We start from the raw sequence: 19,181 nt of genomic DNA, 5'->3' as shown, positions 1-19,181 counted from the left end.
GAGGCGTCATGTTTGATCACATGGGTTTTGGCGTTAGCGATATTGATGAAAGCCGCAAGTTCTTTCTCCAGGCGCTGGCCCCTCTGGGCGTGGGCCTGGCGATGGAGGGCCCCAACAGCGTCGGCTTGGGCCGGCAAGGCAAGCCGTCAATGTGGCTGTACGCCACCTCTGCCGTAACGCCGCCCTTGCACATTGCCATTGCCGCACACACGCGCGCGGATGTCGACGCGTTCTACCAAGCCGCGATCGCCGCGGGCGGAAAAGATAACGGCGCGCCGGGGTTGCGCCCGCACTACCACCCAAACTACTACGCTGCATTCGTCCTTGGCCCCGATGGCCACAACGTGGAAGCGGTGTGCCATCAGCCAGAGAATTGAGTGGCGATGGCGAGCCAGCAGGGGCAGTCAGACTGCAATTCAGCAGGGGCAGTCAGACTGCAATTCGCCGCCCCGCTTCACACCCCCGAATACATGACCCGGCCCGCAGTGGGCATCGGGGCGCGCAGGATGGACCCTGACTCGGACTCGGTGATGTAAAGCGTTTTGCGGTCTTCGCCGCCAAACGCAACATTGGTCGTCAATGCCCCGAGCGGCGAATTGATGCGCAACAGGGGCTCGCCACGGTTGCTGAATAACCAGACCGCGCCCAGCCCCACATGCGCCACGGCCAGATTGCCGTCTTCATCGATGGCCAGCCCGTCAGGCCCGCCTCCGCCGGACATCTGGATGAAGGTGCCAACTTTGGTGACATTACCCTCGCGGGTCAGCGGGACGCGCCAGATGGCGTTCGCCCGCGTTACGGCAACATAAAGCACCGACTCGCTGGGGTCCAGCACCAGGCCGTTGGGGCTGGGGATGTTATCCAACAGGCAATCGACACGGCCGTCGGCCCGGCGCCGGAATACCCGGCCCGTCTGGTCGTGCCAGCCGGTCAGCCCTTGGTCGGTGAAATACAAATCGCCGTTAGACGCGAACACCAGGTCGTTCACGGCCTTCAGACGCTCAAGGTGCACCCTTTCAAGCACAGGCGTGACCTTGCCCGTTTCAGGATCAAGCTGCATGATGCCGCGCGCATAGTCCGCAATGAAGATGCGCCCGTCCCGGTGGATCTTCAGGCCATTGGGCTCGCCGTCGTACTCGGCGATCAATTCGAAGCCGCCCTGAGTGTCCACCCGGAACACGCGGCCCCACGGCACATCCACGCAATACAGACGCCCTTGCGCGTCAAACGATGGCCCCTCCAGCAGGGAATGGGGTGGCTGATTGCCCGGCTGGTAGCGATGCCACTCGGACGTGCCTTCCGGCTTGCGGAAGATGTCGGGCAGGCGGGCAAAGACTTCGGCTTGAATGGCAGGCGGTGCGGCGTACATGGTTTCCTGGCAACGGGTTGATGGCGGGTGGACGGCAACGATATCTACACGGGCCTTTCACGTAATGCGGTCGGTCGTGCCGACGAACTCCATGGGGCAATAGAAGCCGCCATGAAACTGGGCGGCGATGGGGTCCTCGGGTATGTCCTGAGCAAGTATTTCCGCGGCGAACACTTCGGAGTCGTCTTGCGGCGCGTACCCCAGGAATTTAACGTTGGAGTTGTCCCACCGGTTGCGCAGGTTGTTCGATGCGCCATAGACCACGACGAAGTGATAGGACTCGTGCTCGATGCAGCGGCGCGCCAACTGCGCCATGTCCCGGTGGCTGAGCCAGGTCAGAAGCTGGCGCGCTTCGCTCGGACGGTCGGGCGTACGGAAGGTGCCGATGCGCAGGCAGGCCACCGACATGCCGTATTTATCGGCATACATCCTGCCCAGGGCTTCACCAAACACTTTCGATACCCCGTAGAGCGAGTCCGGCCGGGGTTCCACGGTGTTGTCCAGAAATTTTTCCCTGCGGTGGTAGCCCACGGCATGGTTCGAACTGGCAAAAATGACACGCGGCACGTGTTGGCGGCGCGCGGCTTCGAACACGTTGTAGCAGCCGTCGATATTCATCGGCAGAATTTTGTCCCACGTGTCCACGCCGGGAATTCCGGCCAAGTGCACAACGCAATCGATGCCTTCCATGCAACGCGCGACCGAATCGATGTCGCGCACATCGATCTTGCAGATTTCCTCGCCCGCTTGCGCGGGCTCCTGTTCGGCGATGTCGGCCAGGCGCAGCAAGGCATAGCGGCCGCGCAGATGCGTGCGCAGGCATTTGCCGATGTTCCCTGCCGCGCCCGTGATCAGCACCCGCAGGTGTTCAGGTTGGTTGAAATGCGTCATCGATTTTCCTGTCTTTTCCGGCTAGGCGGAGGGATGGATCATTTCTTGGTATTGGCTTTGGCTTCGATTACGGCGTCATAAAGCGCCTGGCCGCCAGGCGCATCGCCCACCAGCTTCTTCACGACGGGCCGGGTCGCCTGCACCAGGGAGTCAATGTCGCTCGGATAAACAACGGTAACGCCCTTTGCCGCCATGGTCTTCATCCCGTCGTCGTAGACCTTCTTGTAATAGTCGCGGGCATAGGCCATGGCTTCATCGGCAGACTCCTTAACGATTTTGCGGTCGCTCTCAGAAAGGGAATCCCAACGCGTCTTCGACATGACCAGCAGCGCCGGGTGAATATTGATGTGCGTCATGTTGAAGTACTTGGACACCTCGATGAACTTGTCAGACACGAATTGATCTGGCGTGGTCTCGCCGCCGTCGATCACTTTCTGCTGTAGCGCCAAGTACAGTTCGGAATAGGCCATCGGGGTGGCCTGTGCGCCCAGGGTCTTGTAGCTTTCAACGTACCCCGGCGATTGGATGACGCGGATTTTCATGCCCTTCAGGTCAGCAGCGGAATTAACGGCACGGTTGCCAAAGACGTTGCGTTCAATGGCGGAAAACCAGCCCAGGCCGACGAGACCGTACTTGGGAAGGATGGCCATGAACTTGTCGCCAACGGGGCCGGCCAGAATTTCATTGGCTTGCTGGACGTTGTCAAACAGAAACGGCGTGTCAAAAACCAGAAATTCCTTCACCACATTGTTCAGGGCTGGTTGGCCGGTAACGAACAGATCCGTCGCGCCGGCCACGGCGCCTTGAATCATGGTCAATTCCCCGCCCAGTTGTGAATGCGGGAACACCGTGACGTTGATCTTGCCGTTCGATTTCTCTTTGAGGATGTCGGCAAATTTTTGCGTGCCGACGTGGAACGGGCTGTCTGTGGTCAGCGTATGCCCCACGTCCATGTTCAGTGCATGACTAGGCGCCGACAGCAGCGCCAGGCTGATGGCGCCGGTACCAATGATCTTCTTGAGCATGCTCATGTCTTGTCTCCTGGGTGACTTCCAGATTTATGATTTTTTTAATTCGCGCCGGGCGGCGGCCCGGCGCGACTGCCTACAGAAACGCCGTACTAAGAACAGGCACGTACGAGATGATCAGGATGTCCACGACCAGCACCGCCAGGAAGAGGACCAGGTATCGGGCCAACTGATGCATCTTCAGCTGGGCCACCTCGCACACCACGAACAGATTCACACCCACGGGCGGCGTCACCATTCCCACCGCCAAGTTGGTGATCACGATCATGCCGAAATGGATCGGGTCAATGCCAAAGGCCACGCTGATGGGCGCCAGGATCGGCACAATGATCAGGATTGCCGCCAGCGCTTCGATGAACATGCCGACGACGAACAACATGATGTTCACCAGCAGCAGAAAAACGATGGGGTTGGTGGTCACCGAACCCAGCATGGCGGCAACGCGCTGCGGCACCTGGTTGATGGTCAGCAGGTAGGCAAACACCGCGGCAAACGCGACGATCAGCAAGATGATTGCAGACATCACCGCGGCCCGGCCGAAGATGATGGGCAGATTCTTGAGCGTGATTTCCTTGTAGACGAACATCCCAAGCGCCAGGCCGTACAGCACCGCAACGCAGGATGCCTCGGTAGGCGTGAACAAGCCGCCATAGATGCCGCCCAGAATAATGACGGGCATCATCAGCGCCAACATAGCGTCCCGCAGCGCCACCAGCACGCCCGTCGTCCAGTCCTTCAGGCTCATCACACGCACGGCGTCAAAGCCCTTGACGCTGGCGATTACGCAAACCGTCAGGATCAGCGACAAGGCAATCAAGAGCCCCGGAAGTATGCCCGCGATGAACAGCGCGCCCACCGACACATTGGCCGTCAGCGCATAGACCACCATGGGAATGGACGGCGGAATGATGGCCCCCAATTCCCCGGACGACGCTGCGATCGATGCGGCGAAGGCTCGCGGATAGCCCTTCTTCTCCATTTCGGGGATCAGCACCGAGCCGATTGCCGCGGTGGTCGCCGACGACGACCCGGACACCGTGGCGAACAGCAAGGACGTGAGCACGGCGACGGCGCCCAAGCCGCCTCGAATCCAGCCGACGAACGCATTGGCCAATTGAACCAGCCTTCGCGCCACGCCGCCCGACTGCATCAGATGGCCCGCAAGAATGAAGAATGGCACGGCCATCAGGCTGAATGAATCCAGCGCCTGAAACGCCATCTGCACCACCATCAGTAGCGACCGGTCACCCGATTGCAATGCCATCGCCGCGGACAGCCCCAGCGCGGTCATGATGGGCGCGCCTATCAGCATGATCAGAAAAAACGACAAGCCAAGCACCAGAATCATATTGCCCCCTCGACACTGTTCTTGATTTCCATGGCCTCTTCCATTTCCGCCGATTCCCGTTGTGGCGATTCCACGTTCAGCAGCTCTTTGGCCGCATTGGTGAGGGTGTTCGCACACATGAGCAGGCAGCCGATCGCCATACATGCATAGACATAGGCCATGGGCATTTCCATCGCGGGCGACCATTGCTTCATGCCCAGTTCAATCAGCCGCGTGGATTTCCATACCAGCAGGACCGCCAGCGCCAGGGTCAGCAAATGGGACACAAACCGCAGCCAGCGGGCAATCCGCTCGGGGACCAGGCTGGCGAAGACGTCGACCCCGATCAAGCGCAGGTGGTAAGCGGCCACCGCGCCGCCGATGAAGACGCTTCCCACCATCAGGAACCGCGCAAGCTCTTCGGCCCATGGCGTGGAAACCGAGATGCCGGTGTAGGTGTAAAGCAGCCGGGCTAAAACAGAAATGGACACGGCAACGATCATGCCGAAAAGAAAAAGCCCGGCGACCTTTTCTGCGGCGTTGTTGATGGACTCCATGGTTCGTTGCACCGAACGGAACGTGCTGTGGGAGGCAGAGTGATCGTTCATCGCGCCTCCCCGTGTTTCTTGTCTTGTCTCATCACCTCTCCCCTTTGTTTTGGCAGGGAACTGCATTGCAGATTTTTATTGTTGGCGGCGTTTATGCATGCCGCGCTTCGTGGGTGTTGCTTGGGTATTGCGTGTCAGTGAGCCACCTCTTCGTCCGACAGAATTCGCGCGGCTTTCAGCAGTGCTGTTTCGTATCGTCTCTGTTCGGCCGCCACTTGCTCGGGCGTCCATTGGTAGAAGCCGCGCAACGACGGCGATTTCACGCCGATGTCGCCATTGGCGACCAGTTGGCGCATGTACGCGCTGGGCTCCTGGTCGGTGCGCAAGTACGGATACATCGTCGTCGCCGCCGCGCAATGGATGTCGATGCCCGCCAGATCTTTTTGCAGCAGCGGGCCGGCCGCGATGTACCGAAAACCAAACCCATAGCGCACGGCAGCGTCTACGTCTTGCGCCGAGGCGAAGCCCTCTTCGACCAGGGCGATTGCCTCGCGCATCAAGGCATGCTGAATGCGGTTGGCCAGAAAGCCCGGGATATCGCGCTTGACGCGGATCGGCTTTTTTCCCACTGCCCGCATGATGGCGCTGACGTCATCGGCGGTTGATGCATCGGAGGCCTCGCTGCAAACCACCTCCACCGCCGGCACAAGATGGGCCGGCATGAAAAAGTGCAGTCCAAGCATCCGGCGCGGGGTCGCCAAGCCTTGTGCGATCTGGCTGATGGGAAAGCTCGATGAATTGCTGGTCAAGGGAATCGGGGCTGGGCACAGGGCTTCGAGTTCGGCGAACACCGCCTGCTTGAGCGCGAGATCCTCGAAGACGCATTCAATGACGATGTCGACGCCGGCCCAGTCCACATCGATCAGCGCACGATGAATGGCTGGCGGGGGTTGACGCCCATCGGCGCCCAACGCCTGCGAGGCCGCCTCCACTTTTCCGGGCAAGGCCAGCCGCGCCCCCGCATCCGGTTCGACAACATGGACGCGCCACCCCGCCACATTGAACATGGCGGCAACCGCGCATCCCATGGTTCCACCGCCCACCACCACCACTTTCTTGATGCTGCTCATCATTTGTTCCTGGTTAGGTGCCTGGTCAACTGCTGCATCACAATTTACATAGCCGGTAGCGATAGGTAAAATTCAAAGAAACGAATAGAGTTTTCAAAAATATCAATAGTTCGTCAGTTCGCGTATCCACACGGAGACCGGTCATGCTGGGTGATCTCAAGCAGTTGCGCGCCTTCCTCGCGATCGCCCGCCTGGGAAATTTCACCCGGGCCGCCTACGAACTGCACATCTCTCAGTCAGCGCTGACCATCCAGATCCAGCAGCTTGAAAAGCACTTGCGCACGGAACTGTTCGACCGCAATCGCAGAAACGTCACGTTGACCCCGCATGGCCAGGAGCTGTTCCCGCGCATCGAACGCTTGGTGGCCGAAATCGAAGACCTGGTCACCCATGCCCGAGAGGCAACCGATCCAGATCGTGGCACCGTCACGGTGGCGGCCCTGCCGTCAGTGGCCGCGGGCCTGCTGCCCCGCGCGATTCATCGGCTGAATCGCGACTATCCCCGCATTACCGTCCGTATCCGAGACACCGTGGCCGCTCGCCTGACCTATATGATCCGAAACGGCGAGGTGGATTTTGGGGTGGGCAGCCCGGTTAAACGCGATCCGGAACTGGTCTGGGAAAAGTTGATGACCGACCGCTTCTGCGCCTTTGTGGCGCCCGATTACCCGTGGACGAAGCGGAATTCTGTGAAGTTCAAGGACCTGGCCGGCCCGCCGCTAATTCTGCCGGTCAGGGAAAGCAGCATCCGCATGCACATTGAGGCCGCAGCCGACAAGAACAAGATCTCGCTGCCCGCGGCCTATGAGGCCGTCTATAACTCGACCATCACGGCGATGGCGGCGCAGGGGCTGGGGGTGGCCATCCTTTCAGACTTGGTGGTGCGAGGCGAAGACACCACGCGCCTGCGGCGCATTTCGATCGAAGATCCCCCGCTGTATCGATTCATCGGCATCTTGCGGCGGTCGGGCCGCTCGCTATCCAGACCCGCCGAGTTGCTCATCAGCGCGTTGCGCGTAGCGGCAAGCGCGGATTGATGGGCTGTCTTGAACCTCGGGGAATAGGCAGTCTGACCCCTGAATTCAGTTTCGACATTTCGAGTGGCGCGACGCCATCCACGCCGTCGCGTCCTGGCCCACCTGCTGGGCCAACGCAACAATCAAGCGCTGCTGCGCTTGCACTAGCGCGGGATACCCCGCAGCGGCGGGTTGCTCAAAGCGTCCTTGGCAAACAAGACTAGCGCCGGCCGGGTCACGCGCATCCCTCAGGGTCCAGCCCGCTTCAAGCTGCACGCGCTGTCCCGGCCACGCGTCCAACCGGCGGACTTGCAGTTTCACCTTGATCACCTGCGCATCGCTTGGCCACGACAAGCCGGCAACGTCCTGGGCGCCCAGGCGATCGGCCAGTTGCGCGGACAGCGCATGGCGTATCTCTTCGTCCAACGGCCCTAACCAGCGTTCGTCATCCAGCACGGCGAGCATGCCGCTGTCGTCTTGTCTTACGACGAGCTGGGGCTGGTTCAGATACTCCGGCACCGTCACAGGCAGCACTTCGAACACGAAGCGCGCCGGCGCCTCCGGGGGCCGGACATCCCCCTGTGCGCTTAGCAAGGTGTAATAGCGCACCGGCGCGGACGTGGTGCACGCCGCCAGGCCCAGGGTCAGAACAAGCAGGCTGAATCGAGTAAACCGGATCATCGCGGAAGCGTCTCCATCGTGCTTGCGGGCGGCGTGCTGGACGCCTCTAACGGGGCGTTCTTGGGGCGGCCTCGCACCAGCGCCTCGGGGCTTCGGCTCAACAGGTCGGTCAATGTCCGCACCGAACGGGCGGCGCGCTGAATCTCCTGAAGGGTCTGTCCCAGGCTCTGCTGCAACGTCGCGTCTTCGGCAAGCATGCCGTGGGCGGCGCCTATGGTTTGTTGCGCCTGGCGCAGCGTCTGCGTGGCCTGTGGCAAAACAAGCCCGTTCACCTGCTGCAGCGCTTTATTCAAGTTGGCGAAGGACGCATCAAGATTGCGCGCGATGCTGTCCAGGGGCATCTTGTCAATCTTGCCCACAATGTTGGCGACGCGCTCTTGCAATTGATCGAACGTGCCACTGACTGTGGGCAGCGTGATCGGACGTCGTTGCGAATCGAATACGACCTTCGGCGTGTTCGGTATGAAATCCAAGGCGATATAAAGCTGGCCGGTCAGCAGATTTCCCGTCCTGGCCTGCGCCCTCAAGCCGTGGGCCACCATTTCTTGCAGCAGGCGTACCAGTCTGTCTTCCTCGGTCCCATCGGACGGCGGCATTTTTTCCATGATTTCATTGAGCCGCTGCGGATAAACCACGATGCCGACTTTGGATTGAAAGCGCCGCCTGTCGGGATCGTAATCCGGCTTGATCGAGATGACCTTCCCCAGGTCCATGCCGTCGAACTGCACGGGCGCCCCAATGGCCAGCCCGCGCAGAGATTGCTCGAAGACCAGATAAGCGGTTTGCGATGGCCCGTCAGGCGGCGCCAGCGCCGCCTGCTGATCCTTGGCCAGTTCGTACGTGGCATCCGCCTCAGCGGGTTCACCGGTCATGCCTAAGGCCGTGCCAAAAGAAACGCCCCCCGCCAGAATGGTGGCGATAGACTGGGTTTGCAGCTTGAATCCGTCTGCGCCCAGCGACACATCCACGCCGCTGGCGTTCCAGAAACGCGTCGCCGTGGTCACAAAGCGGTCATAAGGCGCATTGACGAAGAGCCGCAGCGCAACCGCCTTGCCATCGTCGCCCAACTGGTATGACGCAACGCGGCCAACCTGAATGCGCCGGTAGTAGACAGGAGACCCGACATCTAACGAGCCAAGATCTTCGGTATGCAGAATGAACGACCGGCCAGGCGTGTCGCCTATCACCGTGGGCGGACTTTCCAGGCCAGTGAACGCTTTTGCAGGTTCCGCCGATTGGCCCCGATCCACACCGATGTATGCGCCCGACAGCAAGGTGTCCACGCCGGAAACCCCATCGATGCCGATGCGCGGGCGCACCACCCAAAACCGCGAGTCTTCGCGCGCCAGGCTAGCCGCATCCTTATCCAGCGCCACCGTTGCCACCACACGGGAACCGTCTTCGCTAAGGTTGATTGCCGTCACGGTGCCCACATTCACGTCCTTGTATTTCACAAGGGTCTTGCCCTCTTCCAAACCGGCGGCGGTATGAAACGTAATCGTGATCACCGGGCCTTCGCTGATCCAGGTTTGCACCAGCATGGAAAGGCCGATCAATGCGGCGATCAGAGGGACCAGCCAGACAAGCGAGATCCGCCACTTTCTGCGAGGGATCACCGTAGGCGCGTCAAGCCCGTGGAGATCCTTGGAAGATTCAATCATTCATCACCACCATTGATTTCACCATCCCAAATATGTCTGGGGTCGAACGACATGGCTGCAAGCATGGTGAAAATCACAACCATGCCGAAGAAAAGGATGCCGACACGCGGCGAAATATCGGTAAGCCCCTGGAATTGCACCAAGGCAGCCACCACCGCCACCACCAGCACATCCAGCATTGACCAGTACCCCACAAACTCAACGATGCGGTACAACTTGGCGCGCTCACGGGTCGCCCATCGGCTACGCCGCTGGGAGGTCACAAGCAACAGCCCAAGAATCAGGAATTTCGCGCAAGGCACCGCCACGCTCGCGATGAAAATCACGAACGCGATGGCATAGGAGCCAGACGTCCAGAACTCCACGGCCCCCTCCATGATGGTGCTGCTGCTGCCTCTGCCCAGCAGACTGGAATACATGACAGGCAGCACATTGGCCGGGATGTAGCAGATGATGGCCGCCACGAGCAGCGCCCACGCGCGCGCCAACCCGTTGGGCCGCCGTTGATGTAGCGTTGAGCCGCAGCGAGGGCACTGAACTTCTCGCCCGGGCGTGTCCACGCGTTCGCAAACCAGGCCGCATGTGTGGCAGCCCACTACCGACAAATCGCTTGCAAATGGCAGCCTGCTCACGCTACGCCGCCACGCCGCAATGCGGATACTTCTTCGGTCTGATCCCACAGGGCAGACAGGTCTCTGTGAGCAATCACAGTGAGCAATACCATCAGGGCGGCAGTGGCCCAGACGCCTGCGCCAAGCGTGACTTCCACAAGACTCACCAGCTTGATGATCGCCACCAGAATCCCAAAAATGGCCACCTCGACCATGCTCCAGGGACGCAAGCACGCAAGCGTTCTCAGCGCCCGGGCAAAGCCCGGTGCGCGACGGCCAACCCGCGCATAACTCAGCACCCATGACAGCAAGACGATCTGGGCCAGCGGCACCAAGATCATCACTAAGCCTGCAACGATGGCAAGGGGCGCCACGCTGCCTTGAGCCAGGGCCCATGCGAATTCCCACAACGTTGCCTGCCGGTGCATGCCATTCAGACTGATGCGGACGATGGGGCAAACGTTTGCGATCAGAAATACGATCGCTGTCGTAACGGTCAATGCCAGCCATCGGTCCACATCCAGCGGGTTGGCGCGCGCGAGGACGGCGTCGCATCGGCGGCAACGCGCGACCTCGCCTGCCGCCAGCGTGCAACGCCGGTACACGCTGTCGCAATGCTCGCAAGCCACCAGCTGTGGGTAAATGTTCATCTCTTTAGCGGCATACCGGGGCATTGTCACTGCGCAGTGTTGGGGAAGTCTCTCAGGGGGTGATACTGGTAATCTTCGAACCCTCAAGACCCATACCCGCCATCAAGCCTTGGGCGCCAAACGGCACGGCGAAGACCTCCTGTGACAAGGTCGTGGTGGACAAGGTGGAAGCGATGGATTTATCCCACGCCACCACGCTGGGGCCACTGCCCAGCGCCCAGCCATTGCTCGATTCCAGATAATTCAGCGACTTCTGGTTCATGAAGAAAAGCGCGTAGCCAAAGGTCTGGGCTCCGGCTTGAAGCCCCAACGACACTGCGGAGATGTCGTAGTAACCCACCGCCTCTTTACCCTTGAACAACGCGCCTTGCCCATGCTCGCCGCCCAACACTAAGCCGGCTTTGTAGATCTTGGGAAAAACCAAGACTGCCACCGCTTTATCGCCCAGTTCTTTCGTGCTCGGCTCGACCGCGTAAAGGTGTTGCAGCGCATTGGCGGAGTCGTTGCGGATTGCACGTGCCGAATCGGCGAAGGCCAGGCTCGGCGGAACCAGCACGCAAGCGAAGACGAACAAGGCGGACCGCAAGCAAGGCGCAAACCGCTGCGGAAGAGATTTCAGATTTTTATGACTTGCCATGAACTTGGAATACCCTGGTTTAGTGAATTGACGCTTGTGACGCGCCTTACTTTGGAAACAGGAAAGTCACGCCGGCCCGAAGCCCCCAACCATCGGGCCCACTTTCAGGCGCGGCAGCCCAATACCGCACACCAACCTGGAAGCTCACCGGCTGCGCGCCTACTTTGACGACCTTGGAGACAGTCAGGTTGACCGGCACACTCCACTGCGACCCTTTCCAATCGTATGAACTCTCCGTGTCCAACCCGAACGTCCACGCCTTGTTGTTGGTATACGAGAAGAAAGGCTGCAGGAAGGTGGCACTGATGTTTCTGCGGTCACTCTGCCCTGCCAGCGACCAGATGTGGTTGGCCAACACCCCATAGGTCAAACTGTCCTTTTGCTTCAACAAGACCGCAGAGGGCCCTGCGCCCCATTTTTTTGCCCCTAATAGCGAGTCCGTGGCGGTAGGCACCAAGAAAGCGGGCCCGGCTCCCCAGATAAGGCCATCCGACGTGGGACTCTTTGGCGAAAAAAAGAAGCTCTGGGTGATATCCCCCAGCCCTGACTGCGTGCCTGATTTACCGGCCACGTTGTGTTGGGAGACAACAGGAACGATCGTCCGGGAAATCACGTTCCAGGAATCGCTTATCGAAAACGGAATAACGGGCTGTATGTTGACGTAGGCCTTGTAGCCGTCGGCAGACCCATAGCCACGATCGTAATTAAACTGAAATGGAACGCTGACCAGCGCGGCGACCGGGTTGGCGAGCTGCTTTGCGATCTCAACCTCTTCGGCGTTCGATATCGAGCACATTCCAACTGCTGCGCAAAAGCACGCCAAAGACCTAAATTGCATATTCCCTCAAGATTTCTGACATCGCACGTGTCCGTCTACGACTGATCGCCGCACTCTATACAGACGTGTCACGGCACGCTTGCCATTTGATGCCATACATGAGGAGTGTGTGGCCCAGCTGATTGTGCAAGGTCAAAACCGCGCTTGCGATGAAGGGTCTTCCGCGTTTTCGGGTCTTCCGCGCTTTCGGGTCTTCCGCGTTTTTTCTTGGTGCTCGCTGCGCTGCGACTGGCGGATTGTTCTATCTGACAGACACCGATTCAATCCGATTACGCCCCCGTTGCTTGGCGTAATACAGCGCGCGGTCACTGCGGCTGAGCGCCAGCTCTGCGTCGTCGTCCTTCGTGTGCAGCGCGGAAATGCCGATGCTGACCGTCAGCGGTATGTACCGCCCGCCCGATGAATACGGCGTATCGGCGATCTGACGTTGCACGTTTTGCGCGAACAGATGTGCGTGTTCGATGTCGGTATCGGGCAGCACGACGGCGAACTCCTCGCCGCCGATGCGCCCCACCAAATCTATTTCGCGTAGTTGGGCGCGCAACGTATTCGCAAAGTGCTGGAGCACCCCATCGCCGATGGCGTGGCCCCAGGTGTCGTTGATGTGCTTGAAGTGGTCCAGGTCGCACATCAGCACTGCCGAGCCCTGGCCGCCGTCGCCCTTGATACGCGTAAGCTCCGCCGCGATGCGCGACATGAAATGGCGGCGGTTGGGCAAGGTCGTCAGCGCGTCCGTGGCGGCCAGCTCGCGCAGTTCGAATTCGGCGCGCTTGCGGTCGGTGATGTCCGTGACGAACCCGTGCCACACGACGCGATTGTCGGCATCGCGGCGCGGGCTGGCATCCCCCTGCCGCCACCGCACGCCCTGCAATGGCAGGCAGACGCGGAACTCCAGGTGCCACGGAGTCAATGCGGCGGCCGCCTTCTGCAACGACGTGCGATAGGCGGGCAGGTCCTCGGGATGGATGCGCTGTTCGATTGCCGTGGTGCTCGCGCGCACGTCGTCGGCAGTGAGCTCGAACATGTCCCAGATGCCAGCGCTGACATACGAAAACAACGAGCCGCCCTCGGGCAACGGCCGGCATTGGAAGACCAGGCCAGGTACGGCGTCGGTGAGGTTGACGACTAGGTCGGCCGTCTGCTTGAGCCGGTCAGACATGGCCCGCACCGCGCTGATGTCGGTGGTCGTGCCCATCATGCGCAGCGCCCTGCCCGCACTGTCCCGGCTGATCACCTTGCCGCGGCTGCAAATCCACTTGTAGCTGCCGTCCTTGCAACGGATGCGGTGCTCGACTTCATAGCTTTCAGTCTTGCCGTCGAAATGGTCTTGCATGACGGCGCGCACGTAATCCAGGTCGTCAGGATGCAGGCGCGTGTAGGCGTCCTCGATGCGCGTGGTCAGTTCCGATTCGGAATACCCAAGCAAGGCCTTCCAGCCGGGCGAATAGCGGATCTCGCCGGTTACCACGTTGCGGTCCCAGACGCCCGTGCCACTGCCCGCGATGGCCAGCGACAACTTTCGGGCCTCTTCGCGCCAGGTGTCTTCGCCCTCGCGCTCGCCGGACGGCGCATGGCGATGTGCAATCGCCGTGGCCGCCAGGCCAGCCAGGTCTTTCAAGGCCTGACTGTCTTCATCCGTAAATTCGCGCGCTTGCCCATGCAGCAACCGCAAAGCGCCCAACAGCCGCCCATCGGCGGCGCGCACCGGGCATTCGATGGACCAGGGTTGGGAGGCCTCGGGCGGCTCGCCGTCCACCGCCTGCCAGGCGTCATCGGCGTCGGCGTCCGTGCTGGCTAGGATGGCCATGTCCACGCTAAACAAGCGCCGCGCCAGACGCGCCACCCGGGCAAGCGCGCCGTCGGGTTCACCCGGCGCGCCGTCCGCGCTATCGCCCGGGGTTCGGGTCAGGGGTAGATAAGGATCACCGGTAGCGGGCATTTCAGGGCCTGATCAATACGGCATGCACCGGTACCGCCGGGCTGCACGTGGCTGACATTTTGTCACGATTCGCGCCCGAACTGCATCCTTTTGGAGGGTGTGGCCGCCACGCCGCACTTGTCCCCGGCAGGCGCTGCGCTTGGGCACAAGGCTTGGTGAGCTTGGGCACAAGGCTTGCTGAGCAAATGACCAAAGGCAACATCCCACAGGAGATCCGCGATGAGCGAAAAAACTGCAGTGGTAGGCTTGGCCGTCCTGCTGGGCGTCTTCTCAACCGCGCCGGCCGCTCTGGCGCAGGGCGCGCCGCAGTCGGTCACCGAAGTCCGAGTCGATGTTGCCAAGGTGGACGCGGGATACCGCGCATCGAAGATGAGCGGCTCCACCGTCTACAACAGCAATAAGGAAAAGATCGGCACCGTCGATGATCTGATCCTGGGTCCCCCGGACTGGGTGCCGTATGCCGTGCTTTCAGTGGGCGGCATACTCGGGCTGGGCAATCATCTGGTCACGGTGCCTTTGTCAAAAATGCAGATCGCCGACGATCAGTTGGTGCTGCCGGAGGCCACCAAAGACACGCTGAAGGCGCTGCCCGAGTTCAAGTACATGAAATAAGGTGAGATAAGCGGCCATCGGGCTAATGGGCCATCGGGCGGCTAGTGCGGCGCAGCGCCGCCGCCCGGTCTGATTTTGAACCAGATGGAGTACATGGCTGGCAGGAACACCAGCGTCAGCACGGTTCCCGCCATCGTGCCGCCAATCAGCGTGTAGGCCAGGGTTCCCCAGAAGACGGAATGCGTCAGCGGAATGAACGCCAGAATCGCCGCCAGCGCCGTCAAGACCACCGGGCGGGCGCGCTGCACCGTGGCTTCGACCACCGCATGGAAGGGGTCCAGGCCCTCTTCTTCGTTGTGGTGAATCTGACCAATCAGGATCAGGGTGTTGCGCATCAGAATGCCTGACAGCGCCACCAAGCCAACCAGCGCATTGATGCCGAATGGCTGCTGAAAGAGAATCAACGTCGGCACCACGCCAATCAAGCCTAGCGGGCTGGTCAGAAACACCATGACCATTGCCGAAATCGACCGCACCTGAAAGATGATGATGATCAGGGTGATCGCCAGCATGATGGGAAACAGCGGCAGCATGGCTTTTGTTGCTTTACCCGACTCTTCAATCGACCCGGCCTGCTCAATGCGGTAGCCGCCAGGCAGTTTATCGATGATGGGCTGTAGCTGCTGAGTGATGGCAGCGGACACATCCGGCGGTTGCAGGCCATCGGCAATATCGCCTCGCACGGTGATCGTAGGCGTGCGATCGCGGCGGCGCATGATCGGTTCTTCCATGCGCACATCAACCACCCCCACTTGCGACAACGGCACGCGCTGCCCATGGGCGCCCGCCAAGGTGAAGTCCGCGATTTTGGCCGGGTCAAGCCGGATATCGCCGGCAGCGCGAGCCACCACCTGCACCGAGCGGATGTCTTCACGGACTGCGGTCACCGTCACCCCGCTTAACAAGAATTGCAGCTGCTGCGCCACCGCGCTGGACGTCAGGCCCAACGCCTGCAAACGGTCTTGCTGCAAGGTGAAGTGCATGGTGGGGGTCCGCGCGCCCCAATCCGCGTTCACGGTACGCATCATCGGACTGGCGGCCATCACCTGCTGCACTTGCGCCGCAATGCCACGCAGCGTATTGACGTCAGGACCCGACACCCGATAGGCAACCGGAAATGGCGAATACGGACCGAATACGAGTTGAGTCACACGCACGCGCGCCTCGGGTGCGAGCCCCGCCGCAATGGCTTGGCGCAAGCGCATCTTCAGTGCGTCCCGCTCATCCTGGCTTTCCGTACGGATCACGATCTTGGCGAACGAAGGATCGGGCAGCTCCGGCCCCATGGCCAGATAGAACCGGGGCGCCCCCTGGCCCACGTAGGCCGTGACGATCTTCGATTCTTCCTGTTGAGCCAGCCACGCTTCCACCTTGGCGGCCGCGGCACTGGTCTGAGCGATGGATGTGCCGTAGGGCATCTGCACCTCGACCAGCACTTCGGGGCGGTCAGAAATCGGAAAGAACTGCTTCTTCACCACACCCATGCCCAGCACCGATACAACGAAAAGCCCAACCACCGCCCCGGAGACCAGCCATTTGCGGGCGATGACGCGCGCAAGCACGCGACGAAAGCGGTTGTATCGCGGCGTGTTGTAAAGCGCATCGTGACCGCCCTGCACCTTTTTCATCTCGGGCAGCAGCTTGACTCCCAAGTATGGCGTAAACACCACCGCGACCACCCAGGATGCAATCAGCGCAATGCCGACAATCCAAAACATATTGCTGGTGTATTCCCCGGCGGTTGACGGAGCAAAACCATTGGGCATGAAGCCTACGGCAGTGACCAGCGTTCCAGACAGCATGGGCGCCGCAGTATGGCTCCATGCATAGGCCGAGGCCGCCAGCCGGCTGAAGCCCTCCTCCATTTTCACGACCATCATTTCAATGGCGATGATGGCGTCGTCCACCAGCAAACCTAGCGCCAGGATCAGCGAACCCAACGTAATGCGGTCGAAGTTCTTGCCCGTTGCCGCCATCACAATGAAAACGGCCGCCAGCGTCAGCGGCACGGCGGCCGCGACGACAATCCCCACGCGCCACCCCATGCTGACAAAGCACACCAGCATGACCACGAGCAGCGCGGCGAAGAACTTGACCATGAATTCGTCGACCGCCGAACTGATGTTCACGGCCTGGTCCGTCACCTTCGACAGGCTCATTCCCAACGGCATGTCGGCATTGATGGCGCCTACCTCACGGTCTAGCGCCTTGCCCAGATCCAATCCGTTCCACCCGTCGCGCATGACAATGCCCAACAGCAAGGCGGGTTCGCCACCGTTGCGAATCATGAACGTCGCCGGGTCTTCATATCCGCGTTCGACGTTAGCGATATCCGACAGTTTCAGCGTGCGGCCATTGGCCATCACCGGCGTATCGCGGATCTTCTGCAGCTCGTCGAACGCGCCGTCAAGCCGAATGAATATCTGCGGGCCTTTGGTTTCCACCGAGCCCGCAGGCGTCAAGGCATTCTGGCTATTAAGCGCAGCAAACACATCTTGCGGACTAAGTCCCAATGTGGCCAGCCGCTCATGCGAAAACTCGACATAGATGCGTTCGGCCTGCTCGCCGATGATGTTGACTTTCTTCACGCCGGCAACGTGCAGCAGCCGCTGGCGCATCGTCTCGGCCTCGCGTACCAGCATGCGTTGCGGCTCGCCCTTGGCCTTGAGCGCAAACAGCGCAAACGTGACGTCTGAATATTCATCGTTGACCATGGGGCCGATCACGCCTGGGGGAAGGTTGCCGGCTTCGTCCCCTACCTTCTTGCGGGCCTGATAGAACTGCTCCTGCACTTCCGACGGCGGCGTGCTGTCCAGCAGGGTTAACGTCGTGAATGCCAGCCCTGGCCTGGTGTAGGTCTCGGTGCGCTCATACCAGCGCAATTCCTGCATGCGCTTTTCAATCTTTTCGGCGACTTGATCCTGCATTTCTTGCGCCGTGGCGCCCGGCCAGGCCGTGACGATGGTCATCACCTTGACCGTGAACGCAGGGTCTTCGGCCCGGCCCAGTTTGAAGAAAGAAATAAGCCCCGCCAGCGAAATCAGGCAAATCAGAAACAGCGTGACAGCGCGTTCACGTACGGCAAGCGCTGATAAGTTGAAACGGCCTTCGCTCACGGACGCGCTCCCGCAGCGGCGGCAGTGGCCTGGCCCCCAACCCGCACCAACTCGCCTTCGCGCAACAGATGGGCGCCAAGCGCGACGATCTTGTCTCCTGGCTTGAGCTCGCCGGTCACCCGGGCGCTATCGTCCTCCAGCCGTTGCACCGTGACGGGCCGCCAGGTGACTTTGGCAGGCTCGCCTGTGATGGCCCACACCCCCGGGCTGGCGCCCGCATCGAACAAGGCGCCCATGGGCACCTGCACCGCGCCTTGCGCAGCGGGAGCGCCATTCGATATCTGGATCGTGACGGTCGTTCCCAACGGGGCGTTGGCAAGCGCGCCTTCAAGCACATACCTGGCTTCGAACGTGCGGGTCAGGCGGTCTGCGGCGTCAGAGAGTTGCCGAAGCGTCGTCGGCGCCGTCAACCCCTCTTTGCCAAAAAGCGTCGCCTGGCCGATGGAGCCGACGCTGGGCCGCAGGGTTTCCGGCAACTGGACAATGGCCTCGCGGCTGCCAGCATGCGCAAGGCGCACCACCACCTGCCCGGTGCTGACCACTTGGCCAGGTTCGGCCAGCGTGTCGATGATGACGCCGTCCGCATCGGCCAACAGCTCCGTGTACCGCATCGCGTTGCGGGCGACTTCTGCCTGCGCTTGGGCCACCTTGAGCTGCGCGTTGGCGGAATCGGACGCGGCTTTGATCTGGTCGTAGGCCGAGGCCGATATGGCGCCCGTTCCCCGCAGATCGCGATAACGAAGTTCGTCCTGGGCGGTTTGCTGCGCCCGTGCCCGCGCCGCCGTCACGGCTTCTTGCTGCGCTTGCGCGGCCAGTTTCAAATCGACCGGGTCGATACGCATCAGCGGCTGGCCGCGTTTGACGGTTTGGCCCGTATCGACCAGCCGTTCGAGCACCTTGCCCGAGACACGAAACCCCAAATCACTCTGCACCCGGGCCGCCACGGCCCCCGTGAACGAGCGCTCCGCCGCCCCCGCCCCTTGAACGACGGCTACCCGTACTAACGGCGCTTCGGTGCGCGGATCGGCTTGAGAGGTATCACCGCACGCGGCCAGCACAAGCGGCAGCGAGCAGAGGGCGGTGGAAATAGAAAGGCGCCGGAGCATGGGAGTCCCATCGACGAAATG

At 61.1% G+C, this 19,181-nt stretch carries 18 protein-coding genes; 3 read left to right on the top strand and 15 right to left on the bottom strand.

Annotated elements, in window-relative coordinates:
- Nucleotides 1–8: 8 nt before the first annotated feature.
- Nucleotides 9–377, top strand: coding sequence for a VOC family protein (locus ACFZAI_RS26655; protein WP_391569801.1), 369 nt, complete (start codon nucleotides 9–11; stop codon nucleotides 375–377).
- 77 nt (nucleotides 378–454) lie between these two features.
- On the opposite strand, the gene ACFZAI_RS26650 is transcribed toward ACFZAI_RS26655, so the two are convergent.
- The 6 genes from ACFZAI_RS26650 to ACFZAI_RS26625 all read right to left on the bottom strand — a co-directional run bounded on the left by ACFZAI_RS26650 (nucleotide 455) and on the right by ACFZAI_RS26625 (nucleotide 6,293).
- A complete protein-coding gene (locus tag ACFZAI_RS26650; RefSeq protein WP_391569800.1) occupies nucleotides 455–1,369 on the bottom strand; it encodes an SMP-30/gluconolactonase/LRE family protein in 915 nt (304 codons plus the stop codon).
- A gap of 57 nt (nucleotides 1,370–1,426) precedes the next feature.
- Nucleotides 1,427–2,260 (bottom strand): NAD-dependent epimerase/dehydratase family protein, encoded by an 834-nt coding sequence (locus ACFZAI_RS26645; RefSeq protein WP_391569799.1) that lies wholly within the window; start codon nucleotides 2,258–2,260, stop codon nucleotides 1,427–1,429.
- Nucleotides 2,261–2,298: 38 nt separating this feature from the next.
- On the bottom strand, nucleotides 2,299–3,285 hold the full coding sequence (locus tag ACFZAI_RS26640; protein WP_391569798.1) for a TRAP transporter substrate-binding protein: 987 nt from the start codon (nucleotides 3,283–3,285) through the stop codon (nucleotides 2,299–2,301).
- A gap of 79 nt (nucleotides 3,286–3,364) precedes the next feature.
- Nucleotides 3,365–4,636: a TRAP transporter large permease gene (locus tag ACFZAI_RS26635; RefSeq protein ID WP_391569797.1), complete on the bottom strand. Its 1,272-nt coding sequence runs from the start codon at nucleotides 4,634–4,636 to the stop codon at nucleotides 3,365–3,367.
- Nucleotides 4,633–5,172 (bottom strand): TRAP transporter small permease, encoded by a 540-nt coding sequence (locus tag ACFZAI_RS26630; protein WP_391569796.1) that lies wholly within the window; start codon nucleotides 5,170–5,172, stop codon nucleotides 4,633–4,635. The genes ACFZAI_RS26635 and ACFZAI_RS26630 overlap by 4 nt, the downstream gene beginning before the upstream one ends.
- Nucleotides 5,173–5,357: 185 nt before the next feature.
- Nucleotides 5,358–6,293, bottom strand: coding sequence for a 3-hydroxyacyl-CoA dehydrogenase family protein (locus ACFZAI_RS26625; protein WP_391569795.1), 936 nt, complete (start codon nucleotides 6,291–6,293; stop codon nucleotides 5,358–5,360).
- Nucleotides 6,294–6,436: 143 nt separating this feature from the next.
- On the opposite strand from ACFZAI_RS26625, the gene ACFZAI_RS26620 reads away from it, so the two are divergent.
- Entirely contained in the window at nucleotides 6,437–7,330 is an 894-nt protein-coding gene (locus ACFZAI_RS26620) for a LysR family transcriptional regulator (RefSeq protein ID WP_391569794.1), read from the top strand.
- Between the two features lie 45 nt (nucleotides 7,331–7,375).
- On the opposite strand, the gene ACFZAI_RS26615 is transcribed toward ACFZAI_RS26620, so the two are convergent.
- The 7 genes from ACFZAI_RS26615 to ACFZAI_RS26585 all read right to left on the bottom strand — a co-directional run bounded on the left by ACFZAI_RS26615 (nucleotide 7,376) and on the right by ACFZAI_RS26585 (nucleotide 14,326).
- Nucleotides 7,376–7,990, bottom strand: coding sequence for a membrane integrity-associated transporter subunit PqiC (locus ACFZAI_RS26615; protein WP_391569793.1), 615 nt, complete (start codon nucleotides 7,988–7,990; stop codon nucleotides 7,376–7,378).
- Nucleotides 7,987–9,651 (bottom strand): intermembrane transport protein PqiB, encoded by a 1,665-nt coding sequence (locus tag ACFZAI_RS26610; protein ID WP_391569792.1) that lies wholly within the window; start codon nucleotides 9,649–9,651, stop codon nucleotides 7,987–7,989. The genes ACFZAI_RS26615 and ACFZAI_RS26610 overlap by 4 nt, the downstream gene beginning before the upstream one ends.
- Nucleotides 9,648–10,211, bottom strand: a complete 564-nt coding sequence (locus ACFZAI_RS26605; RefSeq protein ID WP_391569790.1) for a paraquat-inducible protein A — start codon at nucleotides 10,209–10,211, stop codon at nucleotides 9,648–9,650. The genes ACFZAI_RS26610 and ACFZAI_RS26605 overlap by 4 nt, the downstream gene beginning before the upstream one ends.
- 68 nt (nucleotides 10,212–10,279) lie before the next feature.
- The gene (locus ACFZAI_RS26600) at nucleotides 10,280–10,936 is read right to left on the bottom strand and encodes a paraquat-inducible protein A (RefSeq protein ID WP_391569788.1); all 657 of its coding nucleotides are present in this window, start codon (nucleotides 10,934–10,936) and stop codon (nucleotides 10,280–10,282) included.
- A 28-nt stretch (nucleotides 10,937–10,964) separates the two neighbouring features.
- Nucleotides 10,965–11,486 carry a YSC84-related protein gene (locus ACFZAI_RS26595; RefSeq protein ID WP_391569787.1) on the bottom strand — a complete coding sequence of 174 codons (522 nt, stop codon included), beginning with the start codon at nucleotides 11,484–11,486 and terminating at the stop codon, nucleotides 10,965–10,967.
- A gap of 109 nt (nucleotides 11,487–11,595) precedes the next feature.
- Nucleotides 11,596–12,345 carry a transporter gene (locus ACFZAI_RS26590; RefSeq protein WP_391569786.1) on the bottom strand — a complete coding sequence of 250 codons (750 nt, stop codon included), beginning with the start codon at nucleotides 12,343–12,345 and terminating at the stop codon, nucleotides 11,596–11,598.
- Nucleotides 12,346–12,628: 283 nt separating this feature from the next.
- On the bottom strand, nucleotides 12,629–14,326 hold the full coding sequence (locus tag ACFZAI_RS26585; protein ID WP_391569785.1) for a diguanylate cyclase: 1,698 nt from the start codon (nucleotides 14,324–14,326) through the stop codon (nucleotides 12,629–12,631).
- 219 nt (nucleotides 14,327–14,545) lie between these two features.
- Here ACFZAI_RS26585 and ACFZAI_RS26580 point away from each other — a divergent pair, with 219 nt between their 5' ends.
- Complete coding sequence (locus tag ACFZAI_RS26580) at nucleotides 14,546–14,938, top strand: PRC-barrel domain-containing protein (RefSeq protein ID WP_391569784.1); 393 nt, start codon at nucleotides 14,546–14,548, stop codon at nucleotides 14,936–14,938.
- Between the two features lie 41 nt (nucleotides 14,939–14,979).
- Here ACFZAI_RS26580 and ACFZAI_RS26575 read toward each other — a convergent pair whose 3' ends face one another.
- Nucleotides 14,980–18,054, bottom strand: coding sequence for an efflux RND transporter permease subunit (locus tag ACFZAI_RS26575; RefSeq protein WP_391569783.1), 3,075 nt, complete (start codon nucleotides 18,052–18,054; stop codon nucleotides 14,980–14,982).
- Entirely contained in the window at nucleotides 18,051–19,160 is a 1,110-nt protein-coding gene (locus tag ACFZAI_RS26570) for an efflux RND transporter periplasmic adaptor subunit (RefSeq protein ID WP_391569782.1), read from the bottom strand. The genes ACFZAI_RS26575 and ACFZAI_RS26570 overlap by 4 nt, the downstream gene beginning before the upstream one ends.
- Between the last annotated feature and the right edge of the window lie 21 nt (nucleotides 19,161–19,181).

Origin of the sequence: Achromobacter sp. NPDC008082 (assembly GCF_042957345.1) — a bacterium.
GTDB classification, from domain to species: Bacteria; Pseudomonadota; Gammaproteobacteria; order Burkholderiales; family Burkholderiaceae_B; genus Achromobacter; species Achromobacter kerstersii_A.
Note: the sequence above shows the minus strand (reverse complement) of the source record. Positions and strands in the feature narration are given on the sequence as shown.

Bases quoted from the DNA above. Each gene is read 5' to 3' on its own strand.
- ACFZAI_RS26655 (WP_391569801.1), top strand. From the start codon at position 9: ATGTTTGATCACATGGGTTTTGGCGTTAGCGATATTGATGAAAGCCGC.
- ACFZAI_RS26650 (WP_391569800.1), bottom strand. From the start codon at position 1,369: ATGTACGCCGCACCGCCTGCCATTCAAGCCGAAGTCTTTGCCCGCCTG.
- ACFZAI_RS26645 (WP_391569799.1), bottom strand. From the start codon at position 2,260: ATGACGCATTTCAACCAACCTGAACACCTGCGGGTGCTGATCACGGGC.
- ACFZAI_RS26640 (WP_391569798.1), bottom strand. From the start codon at position 3,285: ATGCTCAAGAAGATCATTGGTACCGGCGCCATCAGCCTGGCGCTGCTG.
- ACFZAI_RS26635 (WP_391569797.1), bottom strand. From the start codon at position 4,636: ATGATTCTGGTGCTTGGCTTGTCGTTTTTTCTGATCATGCTGATAGGC.
- ACFZAI_RS26630 (WP_391569796.1), bottom strand. From the start codon at position 5,172: ATGGAGTCCATCAACAACGCCGCAGAAAAGGTCGCCGGGCTTTTTCTT.
- ACFZAI_RS26625 (WP_391569795.1), bottom strand. From the start codon at position 6,293: ATGAGCAGCATCAAGAAAGTGGTGGTGGTGGGCGGTGGAACCATGGGA.
- ACFZAI_RS26620 (WP_391569794.1), top strand. From the start codon at position 6,437: ATGCTGGGTGATCTCAAGCAGTTGCGCGCCTTCCTCGCGATCGCCCGC.
- ACFZAI_RS26615 (WP_391569793.1), bottom strand. From the start codon at position 7,990: ATGATCCGGTTTACTCGATTCAGCCTGCTTGTTCTGACCCTGGGCCTG.
- ACFZAI_RS26610 (WP_391569792.1), bottom strand. From the start codon at position 9,651: ATGATTGAATCTTCCAAGGATCTCCACGGGCTTGACGCGCCTACGGTG.
- ACFZAI_RS26600 (WP_391569788.1), bottom strand. From the start codon at position 10,936: ATGCCCCGGTATGCCGCTAAAGAGATGAACATTTACCCACAGCTGGTG.
- ACFZAI_RS26590 (WP_391569786.1), bottom strand. From the start codon at position 12,345: ATGTGCTCGATATCGAACGCCGAAGAGGTTGAGATCGCAAAGCAGCTC.
- ACFZAI_RS26585 (WP_391569785.1), bottom strand. From the start codon at position 14,326: ATGCCCGCTACCGGTGATCCTTATCTACCCCTGACCCGAACCCCGGGC.
- ACFZAI_RS26580 (WP_391569784.1), top strand. From the start codon at position 14,546: ATGAGCGAAAAAACTGCAGTGGTAGGCTTGGCCGTCCTGCTGGGCGTC.
- ACFZAI_RS26570 (WP_391569782.1), bottom strand. From the start codon at position 19,160: ATGCTCCGGCGCCTTTCTATTTCCACCGCCCTCTGCTCGCTGCCGCTT.